Genomic DNA, 19,177 nt, shown 5'->3' with positions numbered 1-19,177 from the left:
CAAAAAGGAGGGAACCTATTCATGTCTACAACTACATCCAAGTATGAGACGGTCATCGGACTTGAAGTGCACGTGGAATTGCATACGAAGTCTAAAATATTCTGTGGATGCTCGACATCCTTCGGAGCACCACCCAACTCTCATACATGTCCGGTCTGTCTCGGTCATCCAGGGGTATTGCCGGTATTGAACCGTCAGGCCGTTGATTATGCGATGAAAGCAGCAATGGCGCTGAATTGCACCATTGCTGATGTGAGCAAGTTTGACCGCAAGAACTATTTTTACCCCGATTCACCTAAGGCCTACCAAATCTCACAATACGATCAACCCATTGGCGAAAATGGCTGGATTGATATTGAAGTGAATGGTGAGACAAAGCGTATCGGTATTACTCGACTGCATCTGGAAGAGGACGCAGGGAAATTAACACATGTTGATGGTGGCTACGCATCTTTGGTCGATTTTAATCGGGTCGGCACACCATTGGTCGAGATCGTTTCGGAACCGGAAATATCTTCGCCGGAAGAAGCCAAGGCCTATCTGGAAAAAATACGTGCCATTATGCAGTATTGTGACGTATCCGATGTGAAGATGGAGGAAGGATCACTTCGCTGCGACGCGAATATCAGTCTTCGTCCGCATGGACAAAAAGAGCTAGGAACTAAAGCGGAACTGAAAAACATGAACTCCTTCCGTGGCGTACAGCGCGGACTGGAATATGAGCAGTTCAGGCAGGAGCAGACGCTGGACGAAGGCGGAACAATTGTACAGGAGACACGTCGTTGGGATGAAGCACAAGGTAAAACTTTATCCATGCGTGGTAAAGAACAGGCCCATGACTATCGTTATTTCCCAGACCCGGATCTCGTTACTCTTCATATAGACGAGGAATGGAAAGAGCGCATCCGTGCTTCGATTCCTGAATTGCCTGACCAGCGTAAAGCACGCTACACTTCCGAATATGGATTACCTGAGTATGATGCCCAGGTGATTACGTCCTCCAAGCCATTGGCCGATTTGTTCGAGGATAGCCTTCAATTCACCAAGGATGCCAAAGCAGTATCCAACTGGATTATGGGGGATCTACTCGGTTATTTGAACAGTGCCGGTATTGAACTGTCGCAGGTTAAATTGACCGGTCGGGGCTTGGGTGAAATGATCGGACTGCTGGAGAAGGGAACGATCAATAGCAAAATCGCTAAAACGGTCTTCAAGGAAATGCTGGAAAGTGATAAACTGCCACAGCAAATTGTCGAAGAAAAAGGGCTTGTACAAATCAGTGATGAGGGTGCGATTCTTACAATTGTCGAACAAGTTGTAGCAGCTAACCCGCAATCGGTCGAGGATTACAAAGCTGGCAAGCAAAAGGCCATCGGCTTCCTAGTCGGTCAAGTGATGAAGGAGAGCAAGGGGAAGGCAAACCCTGGCCTTGCTAATAAGTTGCTGACGGAAGTGCTGAACCGCTAATGGCATAGATTTGACAGGGGCTTGTCTTTTAGGGACAGGCCCCTTTTGCATAGCCGCTAAGAATGGTTGGCGCGAACAAGCTTTAGAACCTGATGGCATTTTATGAGTTTCCTTAGGAGGGAAAACAGCATGGTTACCCTATGTTCATTGGAAGATGATGATATCGTCAGTCAGATATGGCGTCTACAGCATGTTGCCTATAGGCTGGAAGCTGAGCTGATTGGGTTTGATGAAATTCCTCCACTGATGGATACATTGGATACGCTGAGAAGCTGTGGAGAGTCTTTTTATGGGTGGCTGGAGGACGGTGAATTGCTAGGAGCACTGGCTGTGCAGTCCGAATCGCCCGATTCGCTTACCCTTACACGTATGATGGTTCACCCAGATCATTTTCGTAAAGGCATTGCAGATTCTTTAATGAAGCATGTTTTGAATGAATATCAAAATATCCCGTTGTTTATCGTCTCTACAGGAACTCTAAATACTCCTGCGGTGGCGTTATATCGAAAACATGGCTTTCGTCCCGTATCTGCGGCTGAGGTCGCTCCAGGCGTGGAATTAACTACCTACCATCTGCATAAGGTGGAATAGCATTGAGGTATCAAATTGACATTAAAAATGCACATAAGCCCACAAACCGCGCACCCGGAGTGGGAAGCACGACATAACCGGGAGGAGAGACTCGAATGAATAATCCGTGGATTATAGACGATTCACATATCATTTTACGGCTTTTACTGTCCATGCTTCTCGGTGGATTCATTGGGTTTGAACGCGAGCGTTCCAATCACGCAGCTGGTTTGAGGACTCATATTATGGTCAGCCTTGGTTCGACGCTGATTATGCTACTCTCCATTTACGGCTTTGCCGATTTTATTAAAGAAGCTAATGTACGCATAGATCCCGCTCGTTTGGCTACCGCTGTGATCACTGGCGTAGGCTTTTTGGGTGCAGGAACGATTATGTTCACAGGTAAATCCATTACCGGACTAACGACTGCGGCTTCCATTTGGGTCGTGGCTGCTATTGGCCTTGGGGTTGGAGCAGGGTTTTATTTCCCATCTATAGCGGCGACAGTGCTCGTATTTTTAAATTTATGGGTGTTTAACAAAGTTGAACTTCGGTATATGCGTGGACGCAAGCGCCATCTTATTACATTGTACGGATTGGCCTCTCACGGATTGCTGGATCAGATTTCGACTTATTTAGAGCAAGAAAAAGTGGAAATACGTAAAATAATGATTAAAGAACATGAAAATGTCCCATTTCACGAATTACATCCAGATCGGCAGAGTATGGAGGTTTCCCTAGAGGTGCTGGCCCGTCATGATTTTAATCCTGTACGTATTGCAGCAGATTTACGACAATGGGAAGATATAGCTGCAGTCTCTGTTGAGTAATAGGGTACCTTTTTTTAACAGTTACTCTTAAATCTGATTGGGGTACTATGTAAGCATTGAAATGTTTTTCAGCGGAACCACGTATGGGATTCAAAGGGGAGGATGGCATGAACTCGGAACAACCGTTACCGTCTGGAGAGGCTGGACAGCTACAAGCATCGGAACAGCTGGAACAACCCAGACAGGGGAAGCGTCTAAAATACGCTAAATTTCGCAAAGTGATTGCCATTATCATGGCGGCATTGTTACCCGGACTGGGACATCTTTTTTTAGGACTGTTTATCAGGGGGCTTAGTTTTATTGTATTGCTCCTGCTAGATATTTTTGCGATGCTGTATGTTTCCTCTGACGGCTTAAGGATCAACATTCCATTACTTATTTTGCTTGGATTGTTCATACCTGTTTTATATTTTTATAATGTATATGATGTCTTACAGTCTGCAGATTATATGGTTCGCTATCGACGTAAGCCTGATCGTTATGTACGAATGGATGCTAGAGGCCAGCAAAGTAGTCCTTTTTATGCGTGGGAGAGAGGCTTTGCTTTTGCTGTGCTGATGGTGGCAGGCGGTGGGCTTATGATTTTGTTTCGCATGAAACCTCGCTGGTTGAGCAATTTCTTTGAGGATTATGGATTCCTTACGCTGGCTATTTTATTAATGATGATCGGTTTATTCCTTTTTCTAAGGGAAGCCTTTCTGACCTTTAAGCGTAAAAAGTTGAAAGAAAGAGGGTGAAGCTGGCGTGCACCGTAAAATAAGAGTCGGGCGCTACACCTCTTCGCTTCTGTTGATGGCTGTAGGCATTTTGCTTATTGTAGATGTGTTTCAAAATACTGAATATATGCTTCAACTCCTCGTTTGGTGGCCCGTAATCTTCGTGCTTTGGGGACTGGAGTATCTAATTTTTTTTGCTGTGTACTTTCGGAAAGAAGGCAAGTCTGACAATGGAAGGCGATTCAGACCTGACCTAAAGGGGATTCTGTCCGCTTTGGTAGTGGCAGCCTCGGTTTTTATCGTGACCCAGCAAAATCATTATATGTATCTGTGGAATCGGGTCAGTCTCAATCTGACGTCAGCCTCTATGGATTTTAGCCAGGCTAAAGAGAATCGGTATGATATGGGTGGTGTGCTGGTACCTGTAACTATGCAGACGTCCGATTTAATAGTTGATTCGGTTAATGGTGATGTAACACTGATCAGACGACCTGTGTCCAATATAGAGGTACGAGGGACTCTATGGGTGGATCAAGCGCCTGCTGCCGAAGCGGACAAGATTGCTCAAGCTTCTTCACTGACTTCTACCGACGGCAAGACTATCCAGATTCGTCCGGAGGCACAGTCATACGGAGCATCAAGCAAACGTCAGCCCCGTGTGAACATGCTGATCACCGTGCCTGAGGACCGACGGTTCAATATGCAGATTAGAACCTCCAACGGGAATATTACCTTGAATGGAGTTGATGCTATTGACAGCATTAGACTCGAGAGCGGTAATGGAAATCTCATCGTTAATGACGCTATCGGCAATGTCAAGGGAGGCACGCTGAACGGTCAGGTTAAATTGCATCGGATTTCTGGAGATGTGGATGTGCGCACGAACCGAGGCGACATGCAGGCAGGCGATATTGAGGGAGCTGTCACACTACATACCATGGTAGGTGACATTCAGCTTGCTCGTTCGGAAGGAGATATCACTGTTGATACTCAGAATGGGGACATGAATGTGTTGAATTCTACAGCCAAGCTGAATGCTAATTCGCTTAATGGCTCTATCAAAGTGCATAGCGAACAGGTGAGCGGAGATTGGAAAATATACAGTGCTGTCGGTGATATCGTATTGGATCTTCCGTCGAATGGAGATTTTCAGTTAGAGGGTTCAAGCAGTTATGGTAATCTTCAATCCGATTTTCCATTTAAAATAGACAGTAAAAGTATTTCAGGCCAAAACGGGACAGGCAAGTATGCGATCAACGTGGAGGGCAACAGTAATTTAACCATTAAAAAGTTACTGATGCCGTCGTTACCCGACTTGGAAGATTCCGGGGGTACGACTGCGCCCGATACATCTGAAATCTCTCCGGCTGAACCTAGAGCTCCCGAGACAGATACCTCTATAGGAGCATCCGGCGACAATACGGCGCGTTGACAAGAAACTTGAGTAGACCGTACAATGTGAGTAGGTTTAGAAGTAAGTTGTAAATAGATGCGTGGTAATTGATAGGATCGTAAGTAAGGGATAAGGCGGTGGACATATATGGCAGCACGCGTCCAGCATGCTTTGGAACTTCTAAAGAAGACAGGTGTACGCATAACACCCCAGCGTCATGCCATATTAAACTATTTGATGGAAACCATGGGGCATCCGACTGCAGATGAAATATATCGAGCGCTTGAGTCCAAGTTTCCAAGTATGAGTGTGGCTACGGTTTATAATAACTTAAAGATGTTTATAGAAGCGGGTATGGTACATGAGTTGACCTATGGAGATAACGCCAGTCGTTATGATGCCAATATTTCGGAGCACTATCACATCATTTGCGAAAAATGCGGAAAAATTGAAGATTTCAGTTATCCCTATTTGGCTGATGTGGAACGTCATGCTGCGTTGGAAACAGGCTTCGAAGTGCATGGACATCGTATGGAGTTACACGGAGTATGCAAAACTTGTAGTAACAAACAAACGTAACGAAACAAGGAATAGAGTTTTTTTGTGCGGTATGTATATATTGTAATGGATTGGAAACGTGAGCAATTCTCCGTAAGCGGGGATTTACCGCGTTTTTTTGTTTAAATCACTTTACTTTTGTTTCAAGTAATCTGTTGAGGTTACAAAATACGGAATTCAAAGTTCATACAATGGAGGTTCAATATTGGCCAGAAATCATTCCAGACGCCGCCGTAAACGTTCACGATTCAAAGGAGCGGCAAGCCTGCTATTATTTGCAGCGATTATATGCGCAATTACTGTCGTATGGTTTGGTAATCCCCTTCATGAGAAACCCGATTGGCAGGGCAGTGTCCGTCCTATTTTTATGCAGGGCAAGTTGACTGGGTATGAAGCTCAAAGCTCCGGCAAGAACATGCTGATGCCGCTTAAATTGGTGCAAAGTCAAATTGATCCTTCGGTTCGCTATGAGGATGACAGCCAAACCGTCATTATGGCGACGAGACAAAGCTTGCTCTATATGAAGGTTTCGAAGGCACAAGGGGAATTGAATGGTAAAACATATGCGCTGAGCGCAGCCCCCCAGGTGATCAGTGGAGAGGTATATATCCCGATAGAGGCTGTACGTGAAGTATACGGCGTTTCTATACACGAAGACTCTGTAACGGGTGCCGTTATCTTGATGAAGGCCGGCGAGAAGGTCAGGCTGGGTAATGTAGAAAAGAAGGATGGGCAACAGGATGCTAGAATTGCCTTACGTAAAGAAGCCTCTAGCCTATCTTTTATTTTGACAGATGTACCTCAGCGGACGAAAGTACGTATCTGGTCCCAACAGGGTGATTGGTATTTTGTGCAGTTAGACAATGGCTATGCAGGATACATTAAATCAGACCATATCGCTGAAGGAGAAGAGCTTGTGATTCCTTCGGTTAAGGACGATTTGTCCATATCGGAGAAGCATTGGGAGGGTAGACCAGTGAATCTCGCTTGGGAAGCCGTCTATAATCGCAAGCCCGATCCTTCCAAGTTTGATCCTATGCCTGGAGTAAATGTGGTGAGCCCTACGTGGTTCAGTGTCGTCGATCATGAGGGCACTGTAGAAAGCAAAGCGGATCCTTCTTATGTCAGCTGGGCACATCGCAAGGGTATGGAGGTTTGGGGGTTGTTGAGCAACAGTTTTAATCCCGAACTAACAACAGAAGCTTTGTCTACCTTTGAACGTCGAAAGTCGATTGTAGATCAGATGATTTCACTTGCTCAACAAAATGATCTGGACGGTATTAATATCGACTTTGAAAATGTTCATACAAAGGATGGCCCCAATGTCACCCAATTTTTGCGTGAACTTAAACCGATGGCTCGGGAACATGATTTGATACTGTCCATTGATGTTACGCCTAAATCTCAAAGTGAGATGTGGTCTGTTTTTTTGGATCGAAAAGCATTGGGGACTATAACAGATTATCTCATGGTAATGGCGTATGATGAGCATTGGGCGGCTAGTCCAAAAGCTGGTTCCGTCGCCTCGTTACCATGGACGGAAGCGTCAATTAAGCGAATTATTCGGGAAGATGAAGTGCCGTCTCAAAAAGTGGTTTTAGGTATTCCGTTATATACTCGCGTGTGGTCCGAGACTCCCAAAGAAGGGAAGATTAAGGTCACCTCCAAATCACTTGGTATGGAGTCAGCAGCCAATATCATAGCCCAATTTAAGTTGAAGCCCAAGTTTAGAGCTTCCGAAGGCCAGAATTATGTCGAGTATACAGAAGACGGCGTAGTCAAAAAGATTTGGCTGGAGGATCAGGTATCTCTGAAGGCAAGAGTAGAACTTGCCAAATCGCTGAAGCTCGGAGGAATTGGTGTGTGGAATCGAAGCTTTGCAGATAAAGACGCTTGGATAACACTGAAAAAAATAAGTGAATAAGATAAAAAAATTTACAATTGAAGAAGGAAGTTTCTTATTTATGTAGAAATGATCACATGTATCCAAATATCCAATTTGCGGTCATAGCCGCCTTGCAGGTATGGAGGGAGAAGTGCAGCTAACCAAATTAAACCTGATATATGATGAATTGTTGCAGGAGGATTCGATAGGTATTATTTCGTACAGAAAACCGGGAGAGTATTTTCACGGTTCGATGTTGTATGACTTTGATGAACTCATTCTAATTATTGGAGAAGGCACCAAGCCAGTCCGTTCTATTCAACACTTATTTATGAATGGTTTAAGATGCCAAGTGTTGTACGCAACGCTCAGTTGTCTGAAGGAATGGATTATCGCTGGTGAACAAGCCAACATTATAGATTATGTGCTAGAAGGGCGTATTGTCTGGGAAAGGGATGACAGGGTTCGCTTTTTAAGACAGGAAATTGTTGATTTTAACGATCCACTGCGGGAGCAGAAGCGATTTCATGAGTTCTCCCGCTTTCTGGTCAATTACGTTCATGGTAAAAGAGCGGTGCGAGAAGGGCGGATCATTGACGCTTATCAAAGTGTTCTGAAAGCATTGGATCATTGGGCATCTATTGAACTCATTGAACGGGGGATTTATCCAAAGGTTCACTTATGGGTTCAGGTACAGCCTCTGGATCGAACAATTGACAAACTGTATAACGAACTCACATTAAGTACGGAAACCTTGGAACAACGGGTTGAACTAGTACTGCTTGCTTGTGAATTTTCAGTTATGTCAAAAATGGAGGAGTGCTCCTCTCCGCTATTCCGTATATTAGGCAGCAGACGGGAACCTTGGTCTATAAATGAACTTATTAACCATCCTGAGCTAAAGAATCTCCAATTGGATCTTACCGTCGTGCTCCGTAAACTGGTATATCGTTCACTTATTAGAGAAACAGCTGCCGGGGATTTTAGGGATCGCGGGCAAAATCGTGAACTGCGTTACTCCCTTATTTGATGTACAGGGGTTGATTTGTCAGGAAGAAAGGTTGTTAAACCGACTTTTCTTCCTTTTTTTGCACATGATCTAGTATTTATAAATAGTTAAAAAATATAAATTATTAATTTAGGTTGACGAGTATATAAAATATGTGATAAGTTATAACTCGCCCCATTAAGCAGCATGAATAGTTTTGAACTGTTTAAAGCAGGATAAACGTGTTGCATCAAGCGGAAAAAATAAGTTTTCAAAAAAAAGCTTGACGAAAAATGAGGTTATGTGTTACATTATTTAAGTCGCCGCTGAGACGCGGTGGTGAAACAAAGTAAGATGTTATGTAGGTTTGATCTTTGAAAACTGAACAACGAGTGAGTAAAACGATTTTGCTTGCAAAATCAAACAAGAGATATTTTTATCTCGTCAGTTTCAACATGAGCTTATCGCTCTTTCTATAAACCAACTTCGGTTGGTCTTTAATGGAGAGTTTGATCCTGGCTCAGGACGAACGCTGGCGGCGTGCCTAATACATGCAAGTCGAGCGGGGTTATGTAGAAGCTTGCTTCTACATAACCTAGCGGCGGACGGGTGAGTAACACGTAGGCAACCTGCCCACAAGACAGGGATAACTACCGGAAACGGTAGCTAATACCCGATACATCCTTTTCCTGCATGGGCGAAGGAGGAAAGACGGAGCAATCTGTCACTTGTGGATGGGCCTGCGGCGCATTAGCTAGTTGGTGGGGTAAAGGCCTACCAAGGCGACGATGCGTAGCCGACCTGAGAGGGTGATCGGCCACACTGGGACTGAGACACGGCCCAGACTCCTACGGGAGGCAGCAGTAGGGAATCTTCCGCAATGGGCGAAAGCCTGACGGAGCAACGCCGCGTGAGTGATGAAGGTTTTCGGATCGTAAAGCTCTGTTGCCAGGGAAGAACGTCTTGTAGAGTAACTGCTACAAGAGTGACGGTACCTGAGAAGAAAGCCCCGGCTAACTACGTGCCAGCAGCCGCGGTAATACGTAGGGGGCAAGCGTTGTCCGGAATTATTGGGCGTAAAGCGCGCGCAGGCGGCTCTTTAAGTCTGGTGTTTAATCCCGAGGCTCAACTTCGGGTCGCACTGGAAACTGGGGAGCTTGAGTGCAGAAGAGGAGAGTGGAATTCCACGTGTAGCGGTGAAATGCGTAGAGATGTGGAGGAACACCAGTGGCGAAGGCGACTCTCTGGGCTGTAACTGACGCTGAGGCGCGAAAGCGTGGGGAGCAAACAGGATTAGATACCCTGGTAGTCCACGCCGTAAACGATGAATGCTAGGTGTTAGGGGTTTCGATACCCTTGGTGCCGAAGTTAACACATTAAGCATTCCGCCTGGGGAGTACGGTCGCAAGACTGAAACTCAAAGGAATTGACGGGGACCCGCACAAGCAGTGGAGTATGTGGTTTAATTCGAAGCAACGCGAAGAACCTTACCAGGTCTTGACATCCCTCTGACCGCTGTAGAGATATGGCTTTCCTTCGGGACAGAGGAGACAGGTGGTGCATGGTTGTCGTCAGCTCGTGTCGTGAGATGTTGGGTTAAGTCCCGCAACGAGCGCAACCCTTATGCTTAGTTGCCAGCAGGTCAAGCTGGGCACTCTAAGCAGACTGCCGGTGACAAACCGGAGGAAGGTGGGGATGACGTCAAATCATCATGCCCCTTATGACCTGGGCTACACACGTACTACAATGGCCGGTACAACGGGAAGCGAAGCCGCGAGGTGGAGCCAATCCTAGAAAAGCCGGTCTCAGTTCGGATTGTAGGCTGCAACTCGCCTACATGAAGTCGGAATTGCTAGTAATCGCGGATCAGCATGCCGCGGTGAATACGTTCCCGGGTCTTGTACACACCGCCCGTCACACCACGAGAGTTTACAACACCCGAAGTCGGTGGGGTAACCCGCAAGGGAGCCAGCCGCCGAAGGTGGGGTAGATGATTGGGGTGAAGTCGTAACAAGGTAGCCGTATCGGAAGGTGCGGCTGGATCACCTCCTTTCTATGGAGAATCGTTTCCTGCGATGGAAACATTCAAATATGAAGCGTAAGCTTCAAAACTCAGGTTTAGGCCTGTTACTCACTCGTTGCTCAGTTTTGAGAGTTCAAACTCTCAAGCTTCGACGAATACTTCATTCACACATTCGTGTGGAACCGAAATATTCATCGGGTTTCGCTTCGATGAAGCGAATTGCACCTTGAAAACTGGATACCGAAACGAAATTGCGTTTTAGAATATTCCTTTAAGCTGATCTTGTGTAAACAAGTGAAATAAAGGTAGCTGCCTTGAATTTCATTCACACGTAAGTGTTGAACCGAAATTCAAAGCAAATCGTATTTACGATGTAAATACTAGGTTAAGCTACAAAGAGCACACGGAGGATGCCTAGGCGCCAGGAGCCGACGAAGGACGTGGCGAACAACGATAAGGCCTCGGGGAGCTGTAAGCAAGCTTTGATCCGGGGATGTCCGAATGGGGAAACCCGGCTGTCTTCATCGACAGTCACTTTCTGCTGAATACATAGGCAGAATAGAGGCAGACCAGGGGAACTGAAACATCTAAGTACCCTGAGGAAGAGAAAACAATAGTGATTCCGTCAGTAGCGGCGAGCGAACGCGGATTAGCCCAAACCAAGGAGCTTGCTCCTTGGGGTTGTGGGACGTCTCACATGGAGTTACAAAGGAACCGGTTAGATGAAGAGGTCTGGAAAGGCCCGCCAGAGAAGGTAAAAGCCCTGTAGTTCAAAACTTGTTCTCTCCGAGACGGATCCCGAGTAGTGCGGGGCACGTGAAACCCCGTATGAATCCGGCAGGACCATCTGCCAAGGCTAAATACTCCCTGGCGACCGATAGTGAAGCAGTACCGTGAGGGAAAGGTGAAAAGCACCCCGGAAGGGGAGTGAAATAGATCCTGAAACCGTGTGCTTACAAGAAGTCAGAGCCCTATGATATTTTCCTTTGGAAAAATCACGGGTGATGGCGTGCCTTTTGTAGAATGAACCGGCGAGTTACGTTCCCGTGCAAGGTTAAGGTGAAGAGCTGAAGCCGCAGCGAAAGCGAGTCTGAATAGGGCGACTTGAGTACGTGGACGTAGACCCGAAACCGGGTGATCTACCCCTGTCCAGGGTGAAGGTGCGGTAACACGCACTGGAGGCCCGAACCCACGCATGTTGAAAAATGCGGGGATGAGGTGGGGGTAGCGGAGAAATTCCAATCGAACCCGGAGATAGCTGGTTCTCCCCGAAATAGCTTTAGGGCTAGCCTCGGAAAGAAGAATCGTGGAGGTAGAGCACTGATTGGGTGCGGGGCCCGCAAGGGTTACCAAGCTCAGTCAAACTCCGAATGCCATAGATTTAGTTCCGGGAGTCAGACAGTGAGTGCTAAGATCCATTGTCGAAAGGGAAACAGCCCAGACCATCAGCTAAGGTCCCCAAGTGTGTGTTAAGTGGGAAAGGATGTGGAGTTGCACAGACAACCAGGATGTTGGCTTAGAAGCAGCCACCATTGAAAGAGTGCGTAATAGCTCACTGGTCGAGTGACTCTGCGCCGAAAATGTAACGGGGCTAAACACACCACCGAAGCTATGGCTTGATGCTTGCATCAGGGGTAGGGGAGCGTTGAATGCGGGTTGAAGGTGTACCGTAAGGAGCGCTGGACTGCATTCAAGTGAGAATGCCGGTATGAGTAACGAAAAGATCTGTGAGAATCAGATCCGCCGAAAGCCTAAGGGTTCCTGAGGAAGGTTCGTCCGCTCAGGGTAAGTCGGGACCTAAGGCGAGGCCGATAGGCGTAGTCGAAGGACAACAGGTCGAAATTCCTGTACCACCGTAATCCGTTATGAGCGATGGGGTGACGCAGTAGGGTAGTGACGCGGACGGATGGATGTCCGTCTAAGCAGTGAGGCTGGTGTGTAGGCAAATCCGCACATCGTAAGGCTGGGCTGTGATGGGGAGCGAAAATTGTAGTAGCGAAGGTCATGATCTCAGACTGCCAAGAAAAGCCTCTAGCCAGGAGAAGGTGCCCGTACCGCAAACCGACACAGGTAGGCGAGAAGAGAATTCTAAGGCGCGCGGAAGAACTCTCGTTAAGGAACTCGGCAAAATGACCCCGTAACTTCGGGAGAAGGGGTGCCTCGGTAGGGTGAATAGCCCGAGGGGGCCGCAGTGAAAAGGCCCAAGCGACTGTTTAGCAAAAACACAGGTCTGTGCGAAGCCGCAAGGCGAAGTATACGGGCTGACGCCTGCCCGGTGCTGGAAGGTTAAGGGGAGTGGTAAGCTCGCAAGAGCGAAGCTATGAACCGAAGCCCCAGTAAACGGCGGCCGTAACTATAACGGTCCTAAGGTAGCGAAATTCCTTGTCAGGTAAATTCTGACCCGCACGAATGGCGTAACGACTTGGGCGCTGTCTCAACGAGAGATCCGGTGAAATTTTAATACCTGTGAAGATGCAGGTTACCCGCGACAAGACGGAAAGACCCCATGGAGCTTTACTGCAGCTTGATATTGAATTTGGGTACGATCTGTACAGGATAGGTGGGAGCCGTAGAACTTTGAGCGCCAGCTTGAAGGGAGGCATCCTTGGGATACCACCCTGATCGTATCTAGGTTCTAACTTGGTACCGTAATCCGGTGCGAGGACAGTGTCAGGTGGGCAGTTTGACTGGGGCGGTCGCCTCCTAAAGAGTAACGGAGGCGCCCCAAGGTTCCCTCAGAATGGTTGGAAATCATTCGAAGAGTGCAAAGGCAGAAGGGAGCTTGACTGCGAGACCTACAAGTCGAGCAGGGACGAAAGTCGGGCTTAGTGATCCGGTGGTACCGCATGGAAGGGCCATCGCTCAACGGATAAAAGCTACCCTGGGGATAACAGGCTTATCTCCCCCAAGAGTCCACATCGACGGGGAGGTTTGGCACCTCGATGTCGGCTCATCGCATCCTGGGGCTGAAGTAGGTCCCAAGGGTTGGGCTGTTCGCCCATTAAAGCGGTACGCGAGCTGGGTTCAGAACGTCGTGAGACAGTTCGGTCCCTATCTGTCGTGGGCGTAGGAAATTTGAGAGGAGCTGTCCTTAGTACGAGAGGACCGGGATGGACGTACCGCTGGTGTACCAGTTGTTCCGCCAGGAGCACCGCTGGGTAGCTATGTACGGAAGGGATAAGCGCTGAAAGCATCTAAGCGTGAAGCCCCCCTCAAGATGAGATTTCCCAATTAGTAAGACCCCTTGAAGACGACGAGGTAGATAGGTTGGGGGTGGAAGTGCAGTAATGCATGGAGCTGACCAATACTAATCGGTCGAGGGCTTATCCTAAGATAAAGCGCAATGAGTTTCGGATCCAGTTTTCAGGGTGTAACCTTGAAACAAATACTTAATATTCCCTGATAGCTCAGTTGGTAGAGCACTCGACTGTTAATCGAGTTGTCACAGGTTCGAGTCCTGTTCGGGGAGCCATATGGAGAGGTGTCCGAGTTGGCCGAAGGAGCACGATTGGAAATCGTGTAGGCGCCAAAAGCGTCTCGAGGGTTCGAATCCCTCTCTCTCCGCCATAATTAATTTGTAGCATGGCCCGTTGGTCAAGGGGTTAAGACACCTCCCTTTCACGGAGGTAACAGGGGTTCGAATCCCCTACGGGTCATAAAAATATCATAAAAAAAACTTGCAATAAAAAGTTTATTATGGTATAATATGAAAAGTGTTTCGGTGTGGAGGCTTAGCTCAGCTGGGAGAGCATCTGCCTTACAAGCAGAGGGTCGGGGGTTCGAGCCCCTCAGCCTCCACCATTTGAAAATTTAATATTTATTATTGTCGCGGGGTGGAGCAGTTCGGTAGCTCGTCGGGCTCATAACCCGAAGGTCGCAGGTTCAAATCCTGCCCCCGCAACCAATTAAAATTATTATGGAACTGTGGTGTAGAGGCCTAACATGCCTGCCTGTCACGCAGGAGATCGCGGGTTCGAATCCCGTCAGTTCCGCCATTAGTATTATAACGTGTAATGAAAAGCCTTATTCTAAGGCTCGGTAGCTCAGTCGGTAGAGCAGAGGACTGAAAATCCTCGTGTCGGCGGTTCGATTCCGTCCCGAGCCACTTTTAATTGAATATTTTATGTGCCGGTGTAGCTCAACTGGTAGAGCAACTGACTTGTAATCAGTAGGTTGGGGGTTCAAGTCCTCTCGCCGGCACCATTTTTGGAGGATTAGCGAAGTGGCCAAACGCATCAGACTGTAAATCTGCTCCCTTACGGGTTCGGTGGTTCGAATCCATCATCCTCCACCAGTTTTATAGGGGCATAGTTTAAAGGTAGAACAACGGTCTCCAAAACCGTTGGTGTGGGTTCAATTCCTGCTGCCCCTGCCAATTATTCATTACTTGCGGCGGTCGTGGCGAAGTGGTTAACGCACCGGACTGTGACTCCGGCATTCGTGGGTTCAAGCCCCATCGGCCGCCCTTTACTTATTGGGGATTAGCCAAGCGGTAAGGCAACGGACTTTGACTCCGTCATGCATAGGTTCAAATCCTATATCCCCAGCCATCTTTATGCGGACGTGGCTCAGCGGTAGAGCATCGCCTTGCCAAGGCGAGGGTCGCGGGTTCGATTCCCGTCGTCCGCTTTGTTACACTCTGGCGCCATAGCCAAGTGGTAAGGCAAAGCTCTGCAAAAGCTTTATTCCCCAGTTCAAATCTGGGTGGCGCCTCCATAATTGAATACGCCGGCGTGGCGGAATGGCAGACGCGCTCGACTCAAAATCGAGTGGGAAACCGTGGAGGTTCGAGTCCTCTCGCCGGTATTAACTAAAAGAGTTCATTAGAGACATTCTCTAGTGAGCTTTTTTTATTTGAGCTTTAGTACCCCCTCATTGCTTGAGCTGAAGACACCTTTGAGTTGTATTCCAAATGCGAATAAATATTTGCCGTTGTTGCATAATCGCTGTGGCCTAACCATTCCTGAACTTCTTTCATGCTTACCCCTAATACATCTACATAAATATACATAAATATACTCCAGGTATTCAAGACAATAAGAATTGTCAGAAGATAAGCGATAGGATTCCTGTTATTCCTTCATACGAATCAGAAGCTCATAGAACGTGTCCACCAGTGGCAGATTACCGGATAGAGTAGCCGCTTTTACTCTTACAGCATATCTTCGTTTTCAACCGCGAGTGCTTGTCCTTCCATATGATAATTCTTCCTGGCTTCCTGAAGCAAGATTTCGGCTCTTTTCTTGGTTCCTTTTATCTTAAGCCCCGTAGGGATCCATTTCGGTTATCGTTTACCATTCTCATCTTTACAGTTAGGCGGATGTCCCGTTGCGCTTTCTCCTCTTCCAACAACTCCAGAGGGTGAACCCGATCCTTTTTCAAATACCGGTTGAGCTTCGAAATGGATTTGCTACAAAAGTGGTAGCTGAATCCGCCGATGGATTGCTTTAGCTCCCAGAAGGTGCATTTGATTTTGAACCGGGCGGTATAAAGTTCGATGATCTAGGTTGTCTCCAGTGTCAGATCGGTGCTGGCTAAAATGGAGCACCGCCTGTTCTGATTCACCAGCAAAAACCACAGTTTTTGGTATACTCTTTGGCCCCATAACATATCCAGACACAGGTAACTGACGGATTATTTTTTGCCATACATGCTCACGATAGCGTACTCAAACGCGGCGATACGGCTTTAAAACAGCTCGGTCAAGCACCACCTTTGTCCTCTTTTTACGGTAGCGACCCCGGTCTGTGGCAGGTGTACCATGACGTTCATAGGCAACGGTATTGGACTTGGCTTCGGTTACCAGATCCATCCGGATGCTGCCGAATTGGTTCCATTGTTCAACCCCCGCAAAGCAGGATTGATCAGAGGTATTCAAAACCATTTCCGGGTCGTGCCCTAGTCAAAACACAGCATGAGGCCGATGACAATGACAACAAACCCATGAAAAGCGCCTCCAAAATTGCGTCACATTTAACACAATTGATATTGATTATCAATATCAATTGTGTTAATATAATTTTGTTTACTAGTGAACAAAAAAATCTAATGGAGACACTGAACTTGGTCTCAACTACTACAAGAGAGGGGAGATTGGGAAATTGGAGTTTCAAAATCATTTTAAAGGTCATCTTTACGAGCAATATATTAAAATGCTACATCTGAATGAGCTGTATACTGAACAAGAATTTAACTCGTTTCGGCAACAGGCCAGAAAGTACCAGATTGACATGCTTTCCAACAATATTACTAGTGTGCACGTTATTGATTGCATTGGTGATTATGAACCGATAAATCATACCGGGATTGTGGAGAAGATGGGGTTGTCCAAAGCTAGCATTACTAAAATTAGTGCAAAGCTGCTGGAAATGGGCTTCATTATGAGAAGTCAACTGAACAGCAATCGTAAGGAGATTTACTTTAGTTTAACGGATAAGGGAAGACACGTTTATCATTTGCATAAAGAAATGCACAAAGAAAAAGAAGAAAGGTTTTACCAATTCATTGAATCCTATTCAGAGGTTGAGCAGCAGACTATTGGAAAATTTATGAGTGATTTGGTGGCGCGTGCCGAAGAATACTCCGAAGGGAAGTTTACGATAAATGACGACATTAAAGATTGAGGAATTAAGATCCAAGATTGAAGGGAAAGAAATTTTAAAAGGGCTCACACTGGAGATTCATGGCGGAGAGATTCATGCGATTATGGGGCCTAATGGGACGGGAAAAAGTACATTGGCTTCAGCTTTAATGGGCCATCCCAAATATGAGGTTACTGGCGGTAAGGTGACATTGGACAATGAAGACCTTCTGGAGATGGAGGTGGATGAGCGTGCCCAGGCAGGCTTGTTCCTCGCAATGCAATACCCAAGTGAAATTGCTGGCGTGACCAACTCGGATTTTCTCAGAAGTGCCATCAATGCACGGCGTGAAGAAGGCGATGAGATATCCTTAATCCGTTTTATCCGTGAAATGGAGAGCAAAATGAAGGGGCTGGAGATGAACCCGGAATTTGTGCATCGTTATTTGAATGAGGGATTCTCTGGCGGTGAAAAAAAGCGGAATGAGATTTTGCAAATGATGCTACTTGAACCCAAGTTTGTGATCCTGGATGAAGTGGACTCAGGGCTTGATATTGATGCACTGCGTATTGTGGCCAATGGCGTAAATGAGATGCGCAGCCCGGATAGAGGCTTTTTAATCATCACCCATTATCAACGACTGTTGAATTATATTACCCCGGATTTTGTGCATGTCATGATGCAAGGCCGGATAGTTAAATCTGGCGGTCCGGAGCTTGCCCACCGTTTGGAGGCTGAAGGGTACGATTGGGTGAAGGAGGAACTTGGGATTACGGATGAGACGGTAAGGGATGCTTAAAAGCCGGAGAGGAGGAACAGCACGTGGATATACAAGCTAGAGTTTCAATGAATGTGGACGATTTACGCGCATGGTCAAGCGCTAAGGATGAACCTCGTTGGCTGATTGAACGCCGCGTTCATGCACTCGAACTGGAAGGGACGCTGGAGTTGCCTAAAGTGGAGAAAATCAATCTTGAAAAATGGGATATCTACGAAAGTGGAGATTACAAAGCTGAGAATGCGTGGTCTAGTTTGGAGGAAGCGCCGGAGGTTGTTCGAGGTTTGGTTGCTTCTCCGGTGAAAGGCGGACTAATCGTTCAGTTCAACTCGGATGTAGTGTATACGAAATTGTCCGAGAGCTTAGCCGCCCAGGGAGTCATTTTAACGGATCTGCATACTGCGGCAAAAGAGCATGAGGAGCTGGTTCAACGTTATCTCTTTCAGGCAGTAAAGCCAGAAGAACATCGTTTATCTGCTGCACACAGTGCCTTATGGAGTGGTGGCGTTTTTCTATATGTCCCAGACGGTGTAGAGGTTGAAGCACCTATTCAAGCGATCTTTCTTAACGATACAAGCGGTGTGTGTTTTGCTCCTCACGTCTTAATTGTGGCAGGGAGCAACAGCAAGATCACTTATGTGGATAATTGTGTATCGAGTGGTGATGATGTCAAGGTATTGCATAACGGTGTGACGGAGGTCTTCGCGGGGGCGGGCTCAAAGGTGCAAGTAGCTTCGGTTCATCAGCTTGCTGTAACTACAACAGATTTCACCCAGCGACGGGCGGTCGTTCTTGCTGATGGGGGTGTGGAATGGATTATCGGTGAGATGAACAATGGTTATACCGTGAGCGATACCAAGACTTTGCTACAAGGCAACGGGGCGGTCTCCGACAATAAGGTGATTGCTATTGGCACGGGCAATCAAAAATCGAGCTATACAGCTCAAGCTCAGCATTTTGGCAGAAGCTCGGTAAGCCAGATGATTACGCGTGCAGTCATGCTTGAAGAAGCTACGGCCATTATCAACGGCATTACAAAGATTGAAAAAGGTGCAACCCATTGTGATGGTCAGCAAACAGAACGCGTGCTTATGTTAAGTCCTAAAGCTCGCGGCGATGCCAATCCGATCCTGCTGATAGATGAGGATGATGTAACCGCGGGTCATGCTGCATCCGTGGGGCAAGTAAATGCAGAGCAAATCTATTATCTGATGTCGCGCGGGATATCACGGAGTGAAGCCGAACATCTTGTTATTTTCGGATTTCTCGCTCCTGTCATTTCGGAGATCCCGCTGGAAGGTGTTCGCAGTCGCCTAAAAGATTTAGTGGAAAGCAAGCTCGGCAGATCATAGCAAATCAAAATGAATCTTGAAAGGTTAAAAAGGAGT

General features: G+C 47.0%; 12 protein-coding genes, 15 tRNA genes and 2 rRNA genes. 28 read left to right on the top strand and 1 reads right to left on the bottom strand.

Annotation, left to right across the window (positions count from 1 at the left end; translation table 11 throughout):
* Nucleotides 1-21 precede the first annotated feature (21 nt).
* The 25 genes from gatB to MKY16_RS20360 all read left to right on the top strand — a co-directional run bounded on the left by gatB (nucleotide 22) and on the right by MKY16_RS20360 (nucleotide 15,236).
* On the top strand, nucleotides 22-1,467 hold the full coding sequence (gatB, locus tag MKY16_RS20480; RefSeq protein ID WP_069012008.1) for an Asp-tRNA(Asn)/Glu-tRNA(Gln) amidotransferase subunit GatB: 1,446 nt from the start codon (nucleotides 22-24) through the stop codon (nucleotides 1,465-1,467).
* A gap of 129 nt (nucleotides 1,468-1,596) precedes the next feature.
* On the top strand, nucleotides 1,597-2,058 hold the full coding sequence (locus MKY16_RS20475) for a GNAT family N-acetyltransferase (protein ID WP_029517189.1): 462 nt from the start codon (nucleotides 1,597-1,599) through the stop codon (nucleotides 2,056-2,058).
* A 95-nt stretch (nucleotides 2,059-2,153) separates the two neighbouring features.
* Nucleotides 2,154-2,867 (top strand): MgtC/SapB family protein, encoded by a 714-nt coding sequence (locus MKY16_RS20470; protein WP_029517190.1) that lies wholly within the window; start codon nucleotides 2,154-2,156, stop codon nucleotides 2,865-2,867.
* Between the two features lie 83 nt (nucleotides 2,868-2,950).
* Nucleotides 2,951-3,604, top strand: coding sequence for a hypothetical protein (locus tag MKY16_RS20465; protein WP_029517191.1), 654 nt, complete (start codon nucleotides 2,951-2,953; stop codon nucleotides 3,602-3,604).
* A 7-nt stretch (nucleotides 3,605-3,611) separates the two neighbouring features.
* Nucleotides 3,612-5,015, top strand: a complete 1,404-nt coding sequence (locus tag MKY16_RS20460; protein ID WP_029517192.1) for a DUF4097 family beta strand repeat-containing protein — start codon at nucleotides 3,612-3,614, stop codon at nucleotides 5,013-5,015.
* A gap of 108 nt (nucleotides 5,016-5,123) precedes the next feature.
* Complete coding sequence (locus MKY16_RS20455) at nucleotides 5,124-5,555, top strand: Fur family transcriptional regulator (RefSeq protein WP_029517193.1); 432 nt, start codon at nucleotides 5,124-5,126, stop codon at nucleotides 5,553-5,555.
* Nucleotides 5,556-5,739: 184 nt separating this feature from the next.
* A complete protein-coding gene (locus MKY16_RS20450; RefSeq protein WP_069012010.1) occupies nucleotides 5,740-7,458 on the top strand; it encodes a glycosyl hydrolase family 18 protein in 1,719 nt (572 codons plus the stop codon).
* A 112-nt stretch (nucleotides 7,459-7,570) separates the two neighbouring features.
* Entirely contained in the window at nucleotides 7,571-8,449 is an 879-nt protein-coding gene (locus tag MKY16_RS20445) for a nucleotidyltransferase-like protein (RefSeq protein ID WP_029517195.1), read from the top strand.
* 455 nt (nucleotides 8,450-8,904) lie between these two features.
* Nucleotides 8,905-10,460: ribosomal RNA gene (locus MKY16_RS20440) — 16S ribosomal RNA — on the top strand.
* A gap of 353 nt (nucleotides 10,461-10,813) precedes the next feature.
* Nucleotides 10,814-13,761, top strand: a 23S ribosomal RNA gene (locus MKY16_RS20435).
* The 16S and 23S rRNA genes sit together here with 15 tRNA genes alongside, the layout of an rRNA operon.
* A gap of 65 nt (nucleotides 13,762-13,826) precedes the next feature.
* Nucleotides 13,827-13,902: transfer RNA gene (locus MKY16_RS20430), tRNA-Asn, on the top strand.
* A 3-nt stretch (nucleotides 13,903-13,905) separates the two neighbouring features.
* Nucleotides 13,906-13,997, top strand: a tRNA-Ser gene (locus MKY16_RS20425).
* A 17-nt stretch (nucleotides 13,998-14,014) separates the two neighbouring features.
* A tRNA-Glu gene (locus tag MKY16_RS20420) sits at nucleotides 14,015-14,086 on the top strand.
* A 69-nt stretch (nucleotides 14,087-14,155) separates the two neighbouring features.
* A tRNA-Val gene (locus MKY16_RS20415) sits at nucleotides 14,156-14,231 on the top strand.
* Between the two features lie 26 nt (nucleotides 14,232-14,257).
* Nucleotides 14,258-14,334, top strand: a tRNA-Met gene (locus tag MKY16_RS20410).
* Between the two features lie 14 nt (nucleotides 14,335-14,348).
* Nucleotides 14,349-14,425: transfer RNA gene (locus MKY16_RS20405), tRNA-Asp, on the top strand.
* 37 nt (nucleotides 14,426-14,462) lie between these two features.
* Nucleotides 14,463-14,535, top strand: a tRNA-Phe gene (locus MKY16_RS20400).
* Nucleotides 14,536-14,557: 22 nt separating this feature from the next.
* Nucleotides 14,558-14,633: transfer RNA gene (locus MKY16_RS20395), tRNA-Thr, on the top strand.
* Between the two features lie 5 nt (nucleotides 14,634-14,638).
* Nucleotides 14,639-14,724 (top strand) — tRNA-Tyr (locus tag MKY16_RS20390).
* 7 nt (nucleotides 14,725-14,731) lie between these two features.
* A tRNA-Trp gene (locus tag MKY16_RS20385) sits at nucleotides 14,732-14,805 on the top strand.
* Between the two features lie 17 nt (nucleotides 14,806-14,822).
* A tRNA-His gene (locus MKY16_RS20380) sits at nucleotides 14,823-14,895 on the top strand.
* 10 nt (nucleotides 14,896-14,905) lie between these two features.
* A tRNA-Gln gene (locus tag MKY16_RS20375) sits at nucleotides 14,906-14,980 on the top strand.
* A gap of 7 nt (nucleotides 14,981-14,987) precedes the next feature.
* Nucleotides 14,988-15,059 (top strand) — tRNA-Gly (locus tag MKY16_RS20370).
* A gap of 12 nt (nucleotides 15,060-15,071) precedes the next feature.
* Nucleotides 15,072-15,146, top strand: a tRNA-Cys gene (locus MKY16_RS20365).
* Nucleotides 15,147-15,157: 11 nt separating this feature from the next.
* Nucleotides 15,158-15,236: transfer RNA gene (locus MKY16_RS20360), tRNA-Leu, on the top strand.
* Nucleotides 15,237-16,098: 862 nt separating this feature from the next.
* Here MKY16_RS20360 and MKY16_RS20355 read toward each other — a convergent pair.
* Nucleotides 16,099-16,314, bottom strand: a complete 216-nt coding sequence (locus MKY16_RS20355) for a hypothetical protein (protein ID WP_340956806.1) — start codon at nucleotides 16,312-16,314, stop codon at nucleotides 16,099-16,101.
* A 217-nt stretch (nucleotides 16,315-16,531) separates the two neighbouring features.
* On the opposite strand from MKY16_RS20355, the gene MKY16_RS20350 reads away from it, so the two are divergent.
* From MKY16_RS20350 to sufD, 3 genes are read left to right on the top strand one after another with little or no spacing between them, the layout of a single operon-like run.
* Nucleotides 16,532-17,053: a MarR family transcriptional regulator gene (locus MKY16_RS20350; protein ID WP_340956803.1), complete on the top strand. Its 522-nt coding sequence runs from the start codon at nucleotides 16,532-16,534 to the stop codon at nucleotides 17,051-17,053.
* Complete coding sequence (sufC, locus tag MKY16_RS20345; protein WP_029518161.1) at nucleotides 17,034-17,810, top strand: Fe-S cluster assembly ATPase SufC; 777 nt, start codon at nucleotides 17,034-17,036, stop codon at nucleotides 17,808-17,810. The genes MKY16_RS20350 and sufC overlap by 20 nt, the downstream gene beginning before the upstream one ends.
* 47 nt (nucleotides 17,811-17,857) lie before the next feature.
* A complete protein-coding gene (gene sufD, locus MKY16_RS20340) occupies nucleotides 17,858-19,141 on the top strand; it encodes a Fe-S cluster assembly protein SufD (protein ID WP_340957608.1) in 1,284 nt (427 codons plus the stop codon).
* The last annotated feature ends 36 nt before the right edge of the window (nucleotides 19,142-19,177 follow it).

The sequence above is a fragment of the Paenibacillus sp. FSL L8-0641 genome (assembly GCF_038006265.1).
GTDB classification, from domain to species: Bacteria; Bacillota; Bacilli; order Paenibacillales; family Paenibacillaceae; genus Paenibacillus; species Paenibacillus polymyxa_D.
Note: the sequence above shows the minus strand (reverse complement) of the source record. Positions and strands in the feature narration are given on the sequence as shown.

What these genes read in the sequence shown, in the direction of transcription:
- gatB (WP_069012008.1), top strand. Translation starts at nt 22, where the DNA reads ATGTCTACAACTACATCCAAGTATGAGACGGTCATCGGACTTGAAGTG.
- MKY16_RS20475 (WP_029517189.1), top strand. Translation starts at nt 1,597, where the DNA reads ATGGTTACCCTATGTTCATTGGAAGATGATGATATCGTCAGTCAGATA.
- MKY16_RS20470 (WP_029517190.1), top strand. Translation starts at nt 2,154, where the DNA reads ATGAATAATCCGTGGATTATAGACGATTCACATATCATTTTACGGCTT.
- MKY16_RS20465 (WP_029517191.1), top strand. Translation starts at nt 2,951, where the DNA reads ATGGGATTCAAAGGGGAGGATGGCATGAACTCGGAACAACCGTTACCG.
- MKY16_RS20455 (WP_029517193.1), top strand. Translation starts at nt 5,124, where the DNA reads ATGGCAGCACGCGTCCAGCATGCTTTGGAACTTCTAAAGAAGACAGGT.
- MKY16_RS20355 (WP_340956806.1), bottom strand. Translation starts at nt 16,314, where the DNA reads ATGGTTTTGAATACCTCTGATCAATCCTGCTTTGCGGGGGTTGAACAA.
- sufC (WP_029518161.1), top strand. Translation starts at nt 17,034, where the DNA reads ATGACGACATTAAAGATTGAGGAATTAAGATCCAAGATTGAAGGGAAA.
- sufD (WP_340957608.1), top strand. Translation starts at nt 17,858, where the DNA reads ATGAATGTGGACGATTTACGCGCATGGTCAAGCGCTAAGGATGAACCT.